The organism is Streptomyces sp. NPDC015171, assembly GCF_043079545.1.
Taxonomy (GTDB): Bacteria; Actinomycetota; Actinomycetes; order Streptomycetales; family Streptomycetaceae; genus Streptomyces.
Window position 1 is genome coordinate 106,347 of sequence record NZ_JBIBUO010000006.1, and the last position, 15,103, is coordinate 121,449.

At 74.2% G+C, this 15,103-nt stretch carries 18 protein-coding genes; 8 read left to right on the forward strand and 10 right to left on the reverse strand.

From position 1 onward, the window contains the following. Positions 1-81 precede the first annotated feature (81 nt). On the reverse strand, positions 82-381 hold the full coding sequence (locus tag ACF073_RS18400; protein WP_392071158.1) for a hypothetical protein: 300 nt from the start codon (positions 379-381) through the stop codon (positions 82-84). A 114-nt stretch (positions 382-495) separates the two neighbouring features. Between ACF073_RS18400 and ACF073_RS18405 the strand changes: the two genes are divergently transcribed. Beyond that, the gene (locus ACF073_RS18405) at positions 496-1,500 is read left to right on the forward strand and encodes an NADP-dependent oxidoreductase (protein WP_392071159.1); all 1,005 of its coding nucleotides are present in this window, start codon (positions 496-498) and stop codon (positions 1,498-1,500) included. Between the two features lie 36 nt (positions 1,501-1,536). On the opposite strand, the gene ACF073_RS18410 is transcribed toward ACF073_RS18405, so the two are convergent. Genes ACF073_RS18410 through ACF073_RS18425 form a run of 4 tightly spaced genes read right to left on the reverse strand, consistent with a single transcriptional unit; the run spans position 1,537 to position 3,718 of the window. Continuing rightward, entirely contained in the window at positions 1,537-1,878 is a 342-nt protein-coding gene (locus tag ACF073_RS18410; RefSeq protein WP_392071161.1) for a DUF202 domain-containing protein, read from the reverse strand. Further along, a complete protein-coding gene (locus ACF073_RS18415; RefSeq protein ID WP_392071163.1) occupies positions 1,866-2,258 on the reverse strand; it encodes a YidH family protein in 393 nt (130 codons plus the stop codon). Before ACF073_RS18415 ends, ACF073_RS18410 begins: the two co-directional genes overlap by 13 nt. Positions 2,259-2,279: 21 nt before the next feature. Further along, positions 2,280-2,795, reverse strand: a complete 516-nt coding sequence (locus ACF073_RS18420; RefSeq protein WP_392071164.1) for an NUDIX domain-containing protein — start codon at positions 2,793-2,795, stop codon at positions 2,280-2,282. Positions 2,796-2,821: 26 nt separating this feature from the next. Beyond that, the gene (locus ACF073_RS18425) at positions 2,822-3,718 is read right to left on the reverse strand and encodes a DMT family transporter (RefSeq protein WP_392071166.1); all 897 of its coding nucleotides are present in this window, start codon (positions 3,716-3,718) and stop codon (positions 2,822-2,824) included. A 374-nt stretch (positions 3,719-4,092) separates the two neighbouring features. Between ACF073_RS18425 and ACF073_RS18430 the strand changes: the two genes are divergently transcribed. From ACF073_RS18430 to ACF073_RS18440, 3 genes are all read left to right on the forward strand, one after another. Then, the gene (locus tag ACF073_RS18430) at positions 4,093-5,067 is read left to right on the forward strand and encodes a hypothetical protein (RefSeq protein ID WP_392071168.1); all 975 of its coding nucleotides are present in this window, start codon (positions 4,093-4,095) and stop codon (positions 5,065-5,067) included. A 101-nt stretch (positions 5,068-5,168) separates the two neighbouring features. Beyond that, entirely contained in the window at positions 5,169-5,918 is a 750-nt protein-coding gene (locus ACF073_RS18435) for a molybdopterin-dependent oxidoreductase (RefSeq protein ID WP_392071170.1), read from the forward strand. Beyond that, positions 5,902-6,528 carry a cytochrome b/b6 domain-containing protein gene (locus ACF073_RS18440; RefSeq protein ID WP_392071173.1) on the forward strand — a complete coding sequence of 209 codons (627 nt, stop codon included), beginning with the start codon at positions 5,902-5,904 and terminating at the stop codon, positions 6,526-6,528. The genes ACF073_RS18435 and ACF073_RS18440 overlap by 17 nt, the downstream gene beginning before the upstream one ends. A gap of 438 nt (positions 6,529-6,966) precedes the next feature. On the opposite strand, the gene ACF073_RS18445 is transcribed toward ACF073_RS18440, so the two are convergent. Together ACF073_RS18445 and ACF073_RS18450 are read right to left on the reverse strand one after the other, a co-directional pair. Further along, on the reverse strand, positions 6,967-8,364 hold the full coding sequence (locus tag ACF073_RS18445) for a GntP family permease (RefSeq protein WP_392071175.1): 1,398 nt from the start codon (positions 8,362-8,364) through the stop codon (positions 6,967-6,969). A 39-nt stretch (positions 8,365-8,403) separates the two neighbouring features. Beyond that, positions 8,404-8,931: a gluconokinase gene (locus tag ACF073_RS18450; RefSeq protein WP_392071177.1), complete on the reverse strand. Its 528-nt coding sequence runs from the start codon at positions 8,929-8,931 to the stop codon at positions 8,404-8,406. A 140-nt stretch (positions 8,932-9,071) separates the two neighbouring features. Here ACF073_RS18450 and ACF073_RS18455 point away from each other — a divergent pair, with 140 nt between their 5' ends. After that, entirely contained in the window at positions 9,072-9,773 is a 702-nt protein-coding gene (locus tag ACF073_RS18455; RefSeq protein WP_392071179.1) for a FadR/GntR family transcriptional regulator, read from the forward strand. A 28-nt stretch (positions 9,774-9,801) separates the two neighbouring features. Here the strand turns inward: ACF073_RS18455 and ACF073_RS18460 are convergent, their stop codons facing one another. Then, positions 9,802-10,179, reverse strand: coding sequence for a YchJ family protein (locus tag ACF073_RS18460; protein ID WP_392071180.1), 378 nt, complete (start codon positions 10,177-10,179; stop codon positions 9,802-9,804). A gap of 172 nt (positions 10,180-10,351) precedes the next feature. Here ACF073_RS18460 and ACF073_RS18465 point away from each other — a divergent pair, with 172 nt between their 5' ends. From ACF073_RS18465 to ACF073_RS18475, 3 genes are read left to right on the forward strand one after another with little or no spacing between them, the layout of a single operon-like run. Next, complete coding sequence (locus tag ACF073_RS18465; RefSeq protein WP_392071182.1) at positions 10,352-10,657, forward strand: dsRBD fold-containing protein; 306 nt, start codon at positions 10,352-10,354, stop codon at positions 10,655-10,657. A gap of 12 nt (positions 10,658-10,669) precedes the next feature. After that, a complete protein-coding gene (locus ACF073_RS18470; RefSeq protein ID WP_392071184.1) occupies positions 10,670-11,974 on the forward strand; it encodes a phosphoribosyltransferase family protein in 1,305 nt (434 codons plus the stop codon). A 10-nt stretch (positions 11,975-11,984) separates the two neighbouring features. Beyond that, positions 11,985-13,115, forward strand: a complete 1,131-nt coding sequence (locus ACF073_RS18475) for a CapA family protein (RefSeq protein WP_392071185.1) — start codon at positions 11,985-11,987, stop codon at positions 13,113-13,115. A gap of 118 nt (positions 13,116-13,233) precedes the next feature. Here ACF073_RS18475 and ACF073_RS18480 read toward each other — a convergent pair whose 3' ends face one another. Both ACF073_RS18480 and ACF073_RS18485 read right to left on the reverse strand, forming a co-directional pair. Continuing rightward, entirely contained in the window at positions 13,234-13,653 is a 420-nt protein-coding gene (locus ACF073_RS18480) for a CBS domain-containing protein (protein ID WP_392071187.1), read from the reverse strand. Positions 13,654-13,756: 103 nt separating this feature from the next. After that, on the reverse strand, positions 13,757-15,100 hold the full coding sequence (locus ACF073_RS18485) for a M1 family metallopeptidase (RefSeq protein WP_392071189.1): 1,344 nt from the start codon (positions 15,098-15,100) through the stop codon (positions 13,757-13,759). Positions 15,101-15,103 lie beyond the last annotated feature (3 nt).

Sequence of the window (15,103 nt, forward strand, 5' to 3'; positions counted from 1 at the left end):
GAACGTGACCGGTGCCACCCTGGGCCGGCGGCTCCCCGGAGTGCGGCCCCGGGGAGCCGCCGGCCCCTGCCGCCCGGCAGGTCAGTGGTCGTCCCAGTGGTCCCCGTGCTCGGCGTGCCGGTGCCCGTCGTGCAGATAGTCCACGTGATCGCCGTGCCGCACCTGGGCGTGCCCGCACTCGTCGTGGTGCACGTGCTCATGGTCCTCGTGGACCAGGTGCCCGGCCGGCTCGCACTCGTCCCAGTGCCCGTCGTGCGCCCGGTGCAGATGTCCGTCGTGGGCGTAGTCCGTGTGGTCGCCGTGCGGCACGGCGTGGTGCCCGCAGTCCGGCCCGTGGCTGTGCGTCCCGTGGGCGGTGTGTTCGTGGTGGAGGGTGGTCATGGTGCTCACCTTCGGGGGGTGCGGCGTGCTGACGACGGACAGGCTGCCACGCGAAAGCCGCATATCCGGGCATCCCGGTTGCGTGGCGTCCGGGGACCCCGGAGGGTCGAGAACATGAAGGGCATCAGCTACAGCCGCTACGGCGGACCCGAGGTGCTGGAGTACGGCGAGCTGCGCGACCCCAAGGTCGGGCCCGACCAGGTCCTGGTCAAAGTGCGTGCGGCGGCGGTGAACCCGGTCGACTGGAAGTGCCGCGAGGGGCATCTCGACGCGATCCTGGACGCCGTCTTCCCGGTGGTCCCCGGCTGGGACGTCAGCGGCGTCGTCGTGCAGCCCGGTGTCTCGGTCACCGAGTTCACCGTCGGCGACGAGGTCATCGGCTACGTCCGCGAGGACTTCCTCTCCCGGGGCACCTTCGCCGAGTACGTCGCCGCTCCCGTGCGCACGCTGGCCCGCAAGCCGCGCAATCTGTCCTTCGAGGAGGCCGCCGGACTGCCGCTGGCCGGGCTCACCGCCTATCAGGTGCTGGTCAAGGTGCTGGAGGTCGGCCGGGACGAGACGGTCCTGGTGCACGCGGCGGCCGGCGGGGTCGGCTCGCTCGCCGTCCAGCTCGCCGCCCACCTCGGCGCCCGGGTCGTCGGCACCGCGGGCGAGGCCAACCACGACTACGTCCGCGCGCTGGGCGGCGAGCCGGTGGCCTACGGCGAGGGCCTGGCGGCACGGGTGCGCGCGCTCGTCCCCGAGGGGCTGGACGCCGTCTTCGACACCGTCGGCGGCGACGCCCTGAAGGTCTCGGCCAACCTGCTGGCCCCGGAGGGCCGGCTGGCCTCGATCGCCGACCCGGAGGTGCTGGCCTACGGCGGCCGGTACGCCTTCGTCCGCCCGGACGCCGCGGACCTGCGGCGCCTGGCGGAGCTGGCCGAAGGGGGCGCCGTCTGCGTCCATGTCCAGGAGACGGTCCCGCTGGAGCGCACGGCGGACGCGCACCGGCTGAGCCAGGAGGGCCACACGCGCGGGAAGATCGTGGTGACGGTGGACTGGGACACCGAGGAGAGCGCCGTCTGGGACCGGGGGGAGGAGGGGGCCCTCTACACGACGAGCCAGGAGGGCACCTTCTAGCCCAGGCCGGATCCGGCTGAGCCCGGCCGGATCCGGCTAGATCCGGACCACCAGGACGGCCGCGCACACGGCGAGCGCCATCGCGCACAGCACCGCCGTGGTCGCGTGGCGGGGGGCGAGCGCGGGCGGCGGGGCGGCGGCGGACAGGGCGCGGATGCGGTGGTGGGCCACCCGGACGAAGCCGAGCCAGAGCCCGCAGCACACCGCGCACACGACGATCCCGGTGGCCGAGGCGCCGCCGTGCAGCGCCGTGCGCACGCCCAGCACGGTGGCCACCGCGCCCGACAGCGTCGTCCGCCGCCAGGCCAGCCGGGTGCGCTCGGGCTGGAGCCCCGGGTCCCGGCCCGCCGGACCCGCCCCGGCCGTCACCCCTCCCATCCGACCAGCACCACCACGACCATCGCGACGGCCACCACCGCCACGACCAGGCTCAGCAGCGCGGGGAAGCGGGACGCGGGCAGGTCCTCGCCGCGCCGCATCGCCCGCTCGCAGCGCACCCAGTGGTTCACCGCCCGCAGGGAGCAGAGCACACCGGCCGCCAGCAGCGCGAGCGCGAGTCCGGCCCGCCACGCCCAGCGCAGGTCCGGCAGGAACTGGTCCACCGCGAATCCGCCGCCGATCAGCGCGAGCGCGGTCCGCAGCCAGGCGAGGAAGGTGCGCTCGTTGGCCAGCGAGAACCGGTAGTCGGGCGTGCCGCCCTCGTCCCGCACCCGCTCCGGCGCGAACCACAGCCGGATGTTCCGTACGAATTCGCTCACGCGGCCGACCCTACCGGGCGGTCACGGGCCCGCCCGGAACGCCCGCAGCCGCTCGTACGCCGCCAGCCCGTCCGGCACCCACTCCCAGCTGCCGAGCCGCCCCTCGACCTCCTCCTCGGGCAGGAAGGCGTGCCACTGGACCTCCTCGGCCTGCGGCTGGACGGGCAGCTCGCAGCGCACCTCGTACACCGCCGACCACCAGCTGCGCCCGGCGCCGTCGTCGTACAGGAACTTGAAGAGGAACGCGGGCCGGGGCAGGCCGCTCACCCCCAGCTCCTCCTCGGCCTCCCGCAGCGCGGCCTCGTCGTAGGACTCGCCCGCGCCGACCACCCCGCCGACGAACATGTCGTACAGGGCGGGGAACACCGGCTTGGTGTCCGTGCGCCGGTGCACGAAGAGCCGGCCGGACGCGTCCCGGGCCTGGACGAACACACAGCGGTGGCGCAGTCCGCGGGCGTAGACCTCGCCGCGCCGGCACCGGTCGACGACCTGGTCGTTCTCGTCGACGACGTCGAGGATCTCGTCAGCAGGGTTCATGCCCGTATCCAAGCAGGGGTGCGGGCTCAGCGTCGCTGGAGGTCCCGGGGCGTGGGCTCCTCCTCGGCGCCGCCGGACGGCATCGCCGGGTGCAGCCCGAGCAGCACGATGCCCGCGACCACGGCGGCGAGTCCGGCCGCCACCCAGGCCAGCGCCCCGGTGTCGGTGCGCAGCCGGTCGCCGAGGAAGCCCACCCCGCACAGGATCCCGGCGAGCGGCTCGGCCGCGGTGAGCGCGGGCAGCGACATGCGCAGCGGGGCCGTCTCGAACGCGCTCTGCACCAGGACGAGCCCGGTGACCCCGCAGGCCACCACGCCGTACGGCTGCCAGCCGGTGAGCAGCTCGGTGAAGCCGCCCTCGCCGAAGCGGATGCCGCTCACCCGGGTCAGCGCGTCCTGGACGCCGTACAGCAGGCCGGCCGCCAGGGCCAGCAGTACTGGGCCCCAGCTCAGCCGGGAGCGCTTGGCGAGCGTCGTGAGGGCCAGGGCCGCGCCCACCACGGCGCCGATGATCAGCCAGTGCCGCAGCGGATCGGTGACGGCCGTGCCGCCGCGCGGCTCGCCCCCGGTGATGAACGCGCTCACCCCGCCCGCCAGCAGCAGCAGACCGGCCCAGCCCTGCCGGCCGAGCGGCTGCCTGGTCTGGTGCCGGGAGAGGGCGAGGGCGAACAGCAGGTTGGTCGCGAGCAGCGGTTCCACCAGGGAGATCTCGCCCTTGCCCAGCGCGATCGCGCCCAGCACCATGCCGGCGATCATCAGCCCGAGGCCGCCGAGCCAGCGCGGCACCCGCATCAGGTCGAGCAGCAGCCGGAAGGAGAGGAAGTCGCTGAGCGGTGCCTGCTGCGCCGCGTTCTGCTGCAGGACGAACCCGAAGCCGAGACAGCAGGCCGCGCTCACGGCGAGCAGGAGAACCAGAACGGACACGCTGGGTACCTCGATCATCCGGCCGGACCACGGGCGCGTAGTGGCCGACTGTAGCGCTCCCGATACGGCATTGCCCCGCAAGCGCCGGGAACCGGGCGATTGACTCGCCATGCTCCGCAACCCGGACGCGGGACGCCATGGCGTACGCCACAGGAAGCGGGGCATACGGGTCCGGAACGCCATGGCGTGCACCACACACAAGCCCCCGGGCCCCGCCACCCGTACCGTCGCCACCTGCATCGGAGGACCCAAGTACCCCTTGCGCCAAGCAAGTTGAAGTCCGCAACAGCGCCGTTCCGCTTGACGTGATCCTTGGCTGGGGGTTTGCTGTGCGTGATCGGTCGATGGCAGCCCGAGAAACAGGAAGTCCCGCGGTGCCCCCTCTCCCGCCCCTGCTCGGCGCTGGCCGGGCCCCCACGGATCCGTCCGGCGCGACCGCCCGGGACGGCTCCGGTGCCTTCGACGCCGCCCTCGACGACGTCGAACTGCGAACCGCCCGGGCCGCCTTGGCCCAGGGCGCACGGCAGAGTGCCCGCGCCCTGCTGGCGCACACCGGCGACGACTGGGACCGCCGCGGCCACCGCCTCACCGTGCTGGCCGATGATCCCCGCGCGGCGGGCCGGGCACGCGACTGGCTCGCTGCCGAGCCCGGCTCCGCCGACGCCGCCGCGCTGCTCGCCCTCGCCCTGGTCCAGCGCGCCCTGCGCGGCGAGGAGGAGCCCGGCCGGGCCCGCGAGGCCTGCGACACGGCCGCGGCGCTCGCCCCCGCCGACCCCACCCCCTGGCTCGGCCGGCTGCTGCTGGCCCGCGCCCACGGCCCGGAGCACGAGCTGCTCGGCACCTTCACCGAGCTGCGCCGCCGCCACCCCGAGCACCACCACGCCCACCACCTGGTGATCGCCCGCCTCGCCGAACGGCCCGCCGGCGGCCGGGCCGAGGCCCACGAGGTGTACGACCTGGCCGAGCTGGCCGCCGCCGCGGCCCCCGCCGACTCCCCGCTGGCCGTGCTGCCGGTCGTCGCGTACGCCGAGCGCTACCGGGTCCTCTCCGCCGCCGGCCTGGCCCCGGCCGACCCCGCCGCGTCCGGGCACTGGTCGGGGCCGCGGGTCCGGCGCGTGCTGTCCGCCGCCTTCGACTGGTGGCTGGAGTGGGAGCACGACGACCACCCGCGCCGCCACATCGACCTCAACCACCTCGCGTTCGCCCTGACCCGCGCCGGCCGGCCGGCCGAGGCGGCGGCCCTGTTCCAGCGCATCGGGAGCCACGCCACCCCGGCACCCTGGGCGTACGCGCACCGCGACCCCCGGGCGGCCTTCCTCGCGGCCCGCACCCGCGCGCTCGGCCGGTGAGAAACCCGCGCCCGGGGGACGTACGTAAGAAGTGATTACGGAAGTCTGACCGGTGAACCGTTTCCCTGGCCCTGCCGGGCCCCGAGTGCTCGAATGAATACGTGAACCCTGAACCATCCGCGGAGCAGGACGGACCGTCCGAGGAGCGGGAGGGCCGGCCCGTCGGCCGCCGTGTCTTCCTCGGCACGCTCGGTCTCGGCGCGCTCGGCGTGCTCGCCGCCCCCGCGCTGCAACGCGGCCTCGAAGGCCTGCTCGGCGACGTCGCGGGCAAGGACCCGACCGGCCTGACCGGGCTGCTGCCCAACGGCGGCGGCTTCCGCTACTACTCGGTCGCCGCCTCCGTCCCGCACCGGACGGCGGCGGACTACCGCCTCACCGTCGACGGCCTGGTCGACCGCCCGCGCGGCTACACCCTCGCCGAGCTGCGCGCGCTGCCGCAGACCCGGCTGGTCAGGGACGTCCAGTGCGTCACGGGCTGGCGGGTCCCGGGCACCCCGTTCGAGGGCGTGCGGCTGTCCCGGCTGCTGGACGCGGCCGGCGTCCGCCCCTCCGCCAGGGCCGTGCGCTTCACCTGCTTCGACGGCACCTACACCGAGAGCCTCACCCTGGAGCAGGCCCGCCGCCCGGACGTCATGGTCGCCCTGCGCATGCAGGACAAGGACATCGGCCACGACCACGGCGGCCCGGTCCGCCTCTACGTCGCCCCCATGTACTTCTACAAGTCGGCCAAATGGCTCTCCGGCATCACGGTCACCGACCGGGTGAAGCCCGGCTACTGGGAGGACCTCGGCTACGACGTCGACGCCTGGGTCGGCCGCTCGAACGGACGGACCGATGAGCCTACGAGCTGAGACCCCGGCCCCGCCGGGCGCCCGCGTCCACCGCTTCACCCGGGCCGAGCGGTGGGTGCACCGCGGCACGGCCGTACTGATGGGCGTGTGCGTGGTGACCGCGGCCGTCCTCTACATCCCGCAGCTGGCGATCATGGTCGGCCGCCGGGCACTGGTCGTCCGGGTCCACGAGTGCGCCGGCCTCGCCCTGCCGGTGCCGGTCCTGCTGGGCCTCGCCTCCCGCGCCTTCCGCTCCGACCTGCGCTTCCTCAACCGCTTCGGCCCGCACGACCGGACCTGGCTGCGCGCCGCCCTGCGCCGCGACAGGCGCCGCGCCTCCCGCCCGGCCGGCAAGTTCAACGCGGGCCAGAAGGTCTACGCCGCCTGGATCGCCGGCGCCACCCTGGTCATGCTCGGCACCGGCCTGATGATGTGGTTCACCCATCTCACGCCGCTGATGTGGCGTACCTCGGCGACCTTCGTGCACGACTGGCTCGCCCTGACGATCGGCGTGGTCCTGGCCGGGCACATCGGCATGGCCCTCGGGGACCCGGAGGCGAGACGGGGACTGCGGACGGGGTCGGTGAGCCGCGAGTGGGCGCGGACGGAGCACCCGCTCTGGCGCCCCTGACCGCGCTGCCCGCACCCCGCCCCGGCCCGCGCCAGGCCCCCCGCCTCAGAACTCCGGCAGCACCGTGCGGGAGCGCTCCCGGTCGGCGGCGGGCGCGAACGCGGACCCGGCCGCCGCGCCCCGGGCGGGTCCAGTGCCCGGAGCGGGGCGCGCGGTTGCGTGCCGCCTGGTGACGAGGATGCCGAGCGGGCCCGCCGCTCCTCGACGCCCGCGGTCCCGGCGGGTCCGCCGGTCACGTGGGACACTGCCGTGCGGACAACGCCGTGCGGACGTCGCCGGGAAGGCCGGCGGCGGACGCGGCGGGCCGGTCGCCGCCGCGTCCGCCGAGGACCACCGTGCGGCCGGCCTCGGCCGGGCCCCGGGCCAGGGCGAGGCCGATGCCCCGGCCGGACCCGGTGACCAGGGCCGTGCGGCCATTGATGCCGGCTCCCCGGCCGGCTAGATCACCAGGGACAACAGCAGGACCAGGCCGCCCGCGACCACCGAGATGATCGTCTCCATCACCGACCAGGTCTTGACGGTCTGCCCGACACTCAGCCCGAAGTACTCCTTCACCAGCCAGAAGCCGGCGTCGTTGACGAAGCTGAAGAAGAGCGAGCCCGCGCCGATGGCGAGGACGAGCAGCGCCGTGTGGGCGGTCGACATGTCGGCGGCGAGCGGCGCGACAAGACCGGCCGCCGAGACCGTCGCCACCGTCGCCGAGCCGGTGGCCAGCCGGATCGCCACCGCGATCAGCCAGGCCAGCAGCAGCGCCGGGATCGACCAGTCCTTGGAGACGTCCAGGATCATCTGGCCCACACCGGAGTCGATCAGCGTCTGCTTGAAGCCGCCGCCCGCGCCGACGATCAGCAGGATGCCGGCGATGGGCATCAGGCCCTTCTCGACCGTCTGCTGGAGCCGGTCCCTGGTGAACCCGGCGGGCCGGCCCAGGGTGAAGAAGCCGACGACGACGGCGGCGAGCAGGGCGATCAGCGGGGAGCCGACCACGTCGAAGACGCGCTGGGTGCGGTCCGCCGGATCGTCGACGACGATGTCCACCAGCGCCTTGGCCAGCATCAGCACCACCGGGAGCAGCACGGTGGCGAGCGTCGCCCCGAAGCCCGGGCGGCGCTCCAGCTCCTCCGGGGCGCGCTGCGGCAGCATCCGCTCGGGTGCCGGCACGTCCACCCAGCGGGCCGCGACCTTCGAGAACAGCGGACCGGCGATGATCACCGTCGGGACCGCGACCAGGATGCCCAGCGCCAGGGTCACGCCCAGGTTGGCCTTGACCGCGTCGATCGCGACCAGCGGGCCGGGGTGCGGCGGGATCAGGCCGTGCATCACGGACAGACCGGCGAGGGCCGGGATGCCGATGCGCATCAGGGAGTAGTTGCCGCGCCTGGCGACCATCAGCACGACCGGGATCAGCAGCACGATGCCGACCTCGAAGAACAGCGGCAGGCCGATCACGGAGGCGATCAGCACCATCGCCCAGGGCATGGCACGCCCGCCGGCCTTGGCGAGGATGGTGTCGACGACCTGGTCGGCGCCGCCGGAGTCGGCGAGCAGCTTGCCCAGGATCGCCCCGAGCGCGATCAGGACGCCCACGCCGGCCACCGTGCTGCCGAGCCCGGTGGTGAAGCTGGTGATGGTCTTGTCGAGCGGCGCTCCCGCGACCGCCCCGAGCACCAGCGACCCGATGGTCAGTGCCAGGAAGGCATGGAGCTTGAACTTGGTGATGAGCAGGACGATGACGGCGATACCCACCAGCACGGCGATGCCCAGCTGGGCATGTCCGGCGGAGGTGATCGGCGCGGGTGCGTCCGCTGCCAGCATCTCGACGCTGAGTCTGGTCACGGGGGTTCCCTTGTGGTTACGGGGGTGTTCTGACGGGCGCTACCGAACGCTGCCCGCGGAGTCGGGAAGGGAGGCGAGGGCCCGTACGGCACGCTCGGTGATCTCCTGGGGGCTGCCGCCGACGTCCACGGCGACCCCGGCCTCGTCCCGCCCCAGCGGCTGGAGCGTGGCGAACTGGGAGTCCAGCAGCGCGGTGGGCATGAAGTGCCCCTGGCGCCGCGTCATCCGCTCCTCGATCAGCCGGCGGTCACCCGCCAGGTGCAGGAACACGATCCCGGGGGCCACGGCCCGGAGCCGGTCGCGGTACGACCGCTTCAGCGCCGAGCTGCTGACCACACCGCCCAGACCGGCCCGGCCGTGCGCCCAGTGCCCGATGGCGTCGAGCCACGGCCACCGGTCGGCGTCGTCGAGCGGGGTCCCGGCCGACATCTTGTCGATGTTGGCCTGCGGGTGGAAGTCGTCGCCCTCGGCGTACGGGACGCCCAGCCGCGCGGCGAGCAGGGGACCGATCGTGGTCTTGCCCGTCCCCGCGACGCCCATCACGACGACGACCTGGGGGGTTCGCATCACTGCCTCGCTGTCTTCCTCGACATCCGACGCCACTGCGGCGTCGCCACACTGAAACCCATTAGGTACGACGAATTCAAGAGTCTGTGACATATAAGTCTGACTTTTTGAGACTGTGATCCAGGTCGTACGCTGAGTGCATGAGCACACGGGGCCGAGGGCTGCACGGCCATGTACTGGACAGCCTCGGTCCCGCGATCACAGCGGGCGAGTACCCGCCCGGCAGTGTTCTGCGCACCGACGAGCTGGCCCAGCACTTCGAGGTCTCGCGCTCCGTGATGCGCGAGGCGGTCCGCGTGCTCGAATCCATGCACCTGGTCGAGTCCCGCCGCCGGGTGGGCGTCACGGTCCGCCCGAAGGCCGAGTGGAACGTCTACGACCCGCAGGTCATCCGCTGGCGTCTGGCCGGCGCCGACCGCCCGCACCAGCTGCGCTCGCTCACCGTGCTGCGCTCCGCGATCGAACCCGTGGCCGCGGGCCTCGCCGCGCAGTACGCCACCGCCGAGCAGTGCGCCGAACTCACCGAGTGCGCGCTCGGCATGGTGGCCACCTCACGCGGCCGCAGACTCGCGGACTACCTGGTCCACGACGTCGCCTTCCACCGGGTCGTCCTCACCGCCTCGGGCAACGAGATGTTCGCCCGGCTCGGCGACGTCGTCGCCGAGGTGCTGACCGGACGCACGCGGCACGAGGTCATGTTCGAGGACCCCGACCCGGCGGCCGTGACCCTGCACGTGCGGGTGGCCGAGGCGGTCCGCGCGGGCGACGCGGCCCGCGCCGAGGAACTGACCCGGCAGATCACCGTGGGCGCGCTCCAGGAACTGGACATCCTCGCGCCCTGAGCCCGGCCCCGCACCGAAGGCCCGGCCGCTACGCCTGCGGGAACTCCCCGTCCACGTACACCCAGGCCCCGGCCACCCGCTCGAACCGGCTCCGCTCGTGCAGCGAGCCGCCCCGGTAGGAGGCGCGGAACGTCACCGTGCCCGTGGTGTGGAAGGCCGACCCGTCCTCGGTGCCCAGGATCTCCAGACCCGTCCACCTCATCCCCGGATCGAGGTCGAGCCGCTCGGGCCGGGTCCGCGGATGCCAGGTGCGCAGCAGATACCCGGCGTCCCCCTTGACGAACGCGCTGTACCGCGAGCGCATCAGCAGTTCGGCGGTCGGGGCGCTCGCGGAGCCCGCGTGGAAACGGCCGCAGCAGGCGTCGTAGGGCCGGGGGAGTCCGCAGGGGCAGGTGCGCGAGGTCATGGCCCACATTCTGCCCGCACCAGGGGAGGCAGCCGCCCCCGGCCGGGTGCACAGTGGAAGTGGCGGACGGCCGCGCCCCCAGGGGCGCGGAGAACCGCGCGACCGGCCACGGCGGACCGGCGGCCGACGGACGGCCCGTCGCGGCACTACCCGCGGAGCGAGGTGGCGGACGATGACCGGACCCGTGACCAGCCGTGCCGTCAAGGAGTGGCGCCTCAACCTGTATCTGTCCGAGCACGACCCGGACACCACGGCCCGGATCGTCCTGGACACCGGGGACAACGTCATGGAGAGCCACGCGGAGGCCCGCCGCAACCCCTATGACCAGGCCATGCCGGACATCGGCGACGAACTCGCCGCCGGACGCGCGCTCATCGCCATGGGCCGGATGCTCCTGCGCGCCGCCGACGGCGACATGAAGGCGACCGGAGCGGCCGACACGGACGGCCCGGCCCCGCTCTGGCTGCCCCGGGAGTGAAGGAGCACCACCGTGCACTTCAGCAACCGCCTCGAAGCGGGCCGGCGGCTGGGCGCTCGCCTGGAGTACCTCAGGGGCCAGGACGTGGTGGTGCTCGGACTGCCCCGCGGCGGTGTGCCCGTCGCGGCGGCGGTCGCCGAGGCCCTCGACGCCCCCCTCGACGTCTGCCTGGTACGGAAACTGGGCGTGCCCCACCAGCCCGAGCTGGGCATGGGAGCGATCGGCGAGGACGGCGTACGCGTGATCAACCAGGAGGTCGTGCGGGGGACCGGGGTCCCGCGGCACGACCTCGCCCGGGTCGAGGAGGACGAACGCCGGGTCCTCCAGGAGCGCGCCGGGCGCTACCGGGGCGCGGCACCCGCCGTCCCCCTCGCCGGCCGGACCGCCCTCGTGGTGGACGACGGCGTGGCCACCGGCTCCACCGCGCGCGTCGCCTGCCGCATCGCCCGGGCCCGCGGCGCGGCCCGTGTCGTGCTCGCGGTCCCCGTCGCCCCGGCGGACTTCGCCCGGCGCCTGGGCGGGGACGCCGACGAACTGGTCTGCCTCGACACCCCGTGGGACTTCTCCGCCGTCGGCCAGTTCTACGCCGACTTCACCCAGGTCGGCGACGACGAGGTCACCGCCTGTCTGCGCCGGGCCGACAGCCGCCACCGGCACACCGCGGGCGCCGGATCCGGCGACCGGGAGGTCACCGTGCGGGCCGGCTTCGTAGGACTCGGCGGCCGGCTCACCGTGCCCGAGGGCGCCACAGGCGTCGTGGTCTTCGCCCACGGCAGCGGCAGCAGCCGGCACAGCCCGCGCAACCGGTTCGTCGCCGAGGGGCTGCGCCGGGCCGGGCTCGGCACCCTGCTGTTCGACCTGCTCACCGACCGGGAGGAAGCCGACCGGGGCAACGTCTTCGACATCGCCCTGCTGGCCGGCCGGCTGCTGGACGCCACCCGCTGGCTGCGCGAGGAGCCCGACGCCGAGGGGCTCGCCGTCGGGTACTTCGGGGCGAGCACCGGTGCCGCCGCCGCCCTGTGGGCCGCCGCCGAGCCCGACGCGCGACCCGCCGCCGTCGTCTGCCGAGGCGGCCGGCCCGACCTCGCCGGGCCGCGCCTCGACGAGGTGACGGCACCCACCCTCCTCGTCGTCGGCGGCGCCGACGAACTGGTCCTCGAACTCAACCGGGACGCCCGCTCCAGGCTGCACTGCGAGAACCGCCTCGAAGTGGTCCCCGGCGCCACCCATCTCTTCGAGGAGCCCGGCGCGCTGGAAAGGGTGACCGAGGCGGCCCGCGACTGGTTCACCGACCACATGGCACCCGCGCACGTCTAGCCCGCCTGCCATGCCCGAGGAAGCCGTCACCCTGTTCCTCGCCGGCGACGTCATGCTCGGCCGCGGCGTCGACCAGATCCTGCCGCACCCCTGCGACCCGGCCCTGCGCGAGGACTACGTGCACGACGCCCGCGACTACGTCGCGCTGGCGGAGGCCGTCAACGGACCGATACCCCGGCCCGTGGACCCCGGCTGGCCCTGGGGCGAGGCACTGCCCGTCCTGGACCGCGCCGCCCCGCACGTCCGGGTGCTCAACCTGGAGACCGCCGTCACCGATCACGGCGACTTCGCACCGGGCAAGGGCGTCCACTACCGCATGCACCCCGCCAACCTGCCCGCCCTCGCCGCCGCCCGCCCCGACGTCTGCGTCCTCGCCAACAACCACGTGCTCGACTTCGGCCCGGCCGGCCTCACCGAGACCCTGGACTGCCTCGCGGCGGCCGGACTGCGCACCGCCGGGGCCGGCCCGGACGAGGCCGCGGCCTGGCGCCCCGCGGCCGTCCCGCTGCCGGCCGGCGGACGCGTCCTGGTCCTCGCCTTCGGGATGCCGTCCAGCGGCATCCCGCACAGCTGGGCCGCCGGCGCCGGCCGGCCCGGCGTGGCCCTCGTCGCCGCGCCGACCGCGGCAGCGGCCGAGGACTTCGCCGGGCGGCTGCGCCGGGCCGCGCACCCCGGCGACATCGTCGTCGCCTCCGTCCACTGGGGCCCCAACTGGGGCTACGCCATCCCCCGCGACGAGGTCCGCTTCGCCCACGCCCTCGTCGACGCGGGCGCCGACGTCGTCCACGGCCACTCCTCGCACCACCCGCGCCCGCCCGAGGTGTACCGGGACCGGCTCGTCCTGTACGGCTGCGGCGACCTCGTCGACGACTACGAGGGCATCGGCGGCTACGAGCGCTACCGCGACGACCTGCGCCTGCTGTACCTGGTCTCGGTCGAACCCGGCAGCGGCCGGCTGACCGGGCTGCGGATGGTGCCGCTCCAGGCACGCCGGATGCGCCTGGAGCACGCCTCGGCCCGCGACGCCGCCTGGCTGTGCGCCGTCCTGGACGCACAGGCCCGCGGCCGGGGCACCCGCGTCGAACAGGGGGACGACGGCACGCTCAGGGTGAGGGCGCCCGGCGCCGGCCCGCCGCGCTGAGACACCGGGGGCGTCCTGGCCCGTCCTCGCGGCCCGTCCTCGCGCGGGAACCGAAAGGGTCCGGCGGTGCCGGCCGGGACGCGGCCGGCACCGCCGGAGCGGGAGAGGGGGGACCGGGTCAGACCTTCGCGTAGACCTTCTCGACGAAGCCGGCCAGCTGCCGGTCCGTCACATGCGTGGCCAGATCGGCCTCACTGATCATGCCGACGAGCCTCTTGTCCTTGATGACCGGCAACCGGCGGATCTGATGGCTCTCCATCTCGTCCAGCACCTGGTCCACCGTGGCGTCCGCGTCGATCCAGCGCGGCGTGCCGTGCACCAGATCGCCGCACGTCACCTTCGCCGGGTCATGGCCCTTGGCCACGCACTGCACGACGATGTCGCGGTCCGTGATGATGCCGGACATCCGCTCGTCGGGGCCGCTGACGGGCAGCGCGCCCACGTTCAGCCGTGCCATCAGCTGCGCGGCACGGTCGAGGGTCTCGGTCGCCGGGATCCACTGGGCCCCGGTGTGCATGATGTCCGCTGCGGTGGTCATGCGTTCAACCTCCTGGAGCACACGCCCCTACGGGCAAGGAGGGCGTCCTCCTTCCACCGTACGGGCGGGTCCGCGTCCCCGCGCGACGTCCCGGACCTGCGCGCTACACCGCCGCCCGGCTGCCGAGCGTCGGCAGCGGCGGCAGCGCCGTCCCGTACAGCCAGGCGTCGAACAGCCCGTCCAGCGGCTCGTCCGCGAAGCGGGACACATGCGCGGTGAACGCCTGCGTCGTCACCGTGCCGTTGCGGTGCAGCCGCACCCAGCTGCGCAGCATCAGGAAGAACGCCTGGTCGCCCAGCGCGCAGCGCACCGCGTGCAGGACCAGGCCGCCGCGCTCGTAGAGCCGGTCGTCGAACATCGACTTGCGGCCCGGGTCGGACACCCTGAGGTCCTGCGGCAGCGTGGCCAGCAACCGGTGCGCGACGGCCGCGAGTTGCTGGGCGCTGCGGCCCCCCGACCGCTCGGACCAGAGCCACTCCGCGTACTTGGCGAAGCCCTCGTTCAGCCAGATGTGCCGCCAGTCGGCGATGGACACGCAGTTGCCGAACCACTGGTGCGCCAGCTCGTGCGCCACCAGCCGCTCCGAACCCCGGGCGCCGTCCACGTGGTTGGAGCCGAACAGCGACAACCCCTGGGCCTCGACCGGAACATCGAGTTCCTCCTCGGTCACCGCGACCGCGTACTCGTCGAACGGGTACGGCCCGAACAGCTCCTGGAACAGCTCCATCATCGCGGGCTGCCGCGCGAAGTCCCGGGAGAACTCGGGGAGCAGCTGCGCCGGGATGTGCCCGTGCTGCGGCACCCCGCCCGGGCCCGGATCGCCCAGCAGCACCGTCTGGTACTTGCCGACCGCCAGCCCGACGAGATAGCTGGAGGTGGGCGCGGACTGCTCGTACACCCAGGTCGTCGTCGAGGCCTTCGTCGTACGGGTCAGCAGCCGCCCGCCCGCGACCACCGCGTACGCGGACGGCATGGTGACCGAGAGCAGGTAGGACGCCTTGTCGGCGGGCCGGTCGTTGCACGGGTACCAGGACGGCGCCCCGATCGGCTGGCTCGCCACCAGCGCCCCGTCCTCCAGCTCCTCCCAGCCGATCCCGCCCCAGGGGCTGGCCACCGGCTTGGGGTTGCCCGACCAGTGCACCTCGACCGTGAACGCGGCCCCGGCCCGGACCGGCTTGGCCGGACGGACGCGCAGCCGGCCGCCGCGGTGCGTGTAGTGCGGCTGCCGGCCGTCCACCCGGATCCGGCCGATCTTGAAGTCGGCCAGGTTCAGCTGGAACTCGGTGAGCGCCGCCCGGCCCGCGATGGCGTTGATCCGGGCCGTGCCGGCCAGCCGGTTCGGGCCCGGGCGGTAGTCCAGCGTGAGCTCGTAGCGGTGCACCCGGTAACGGGAGTCACCGTTGTCCGGGAAGTACGGGTCCGGGCCGACCGACTGCTGAACTGCCACTGC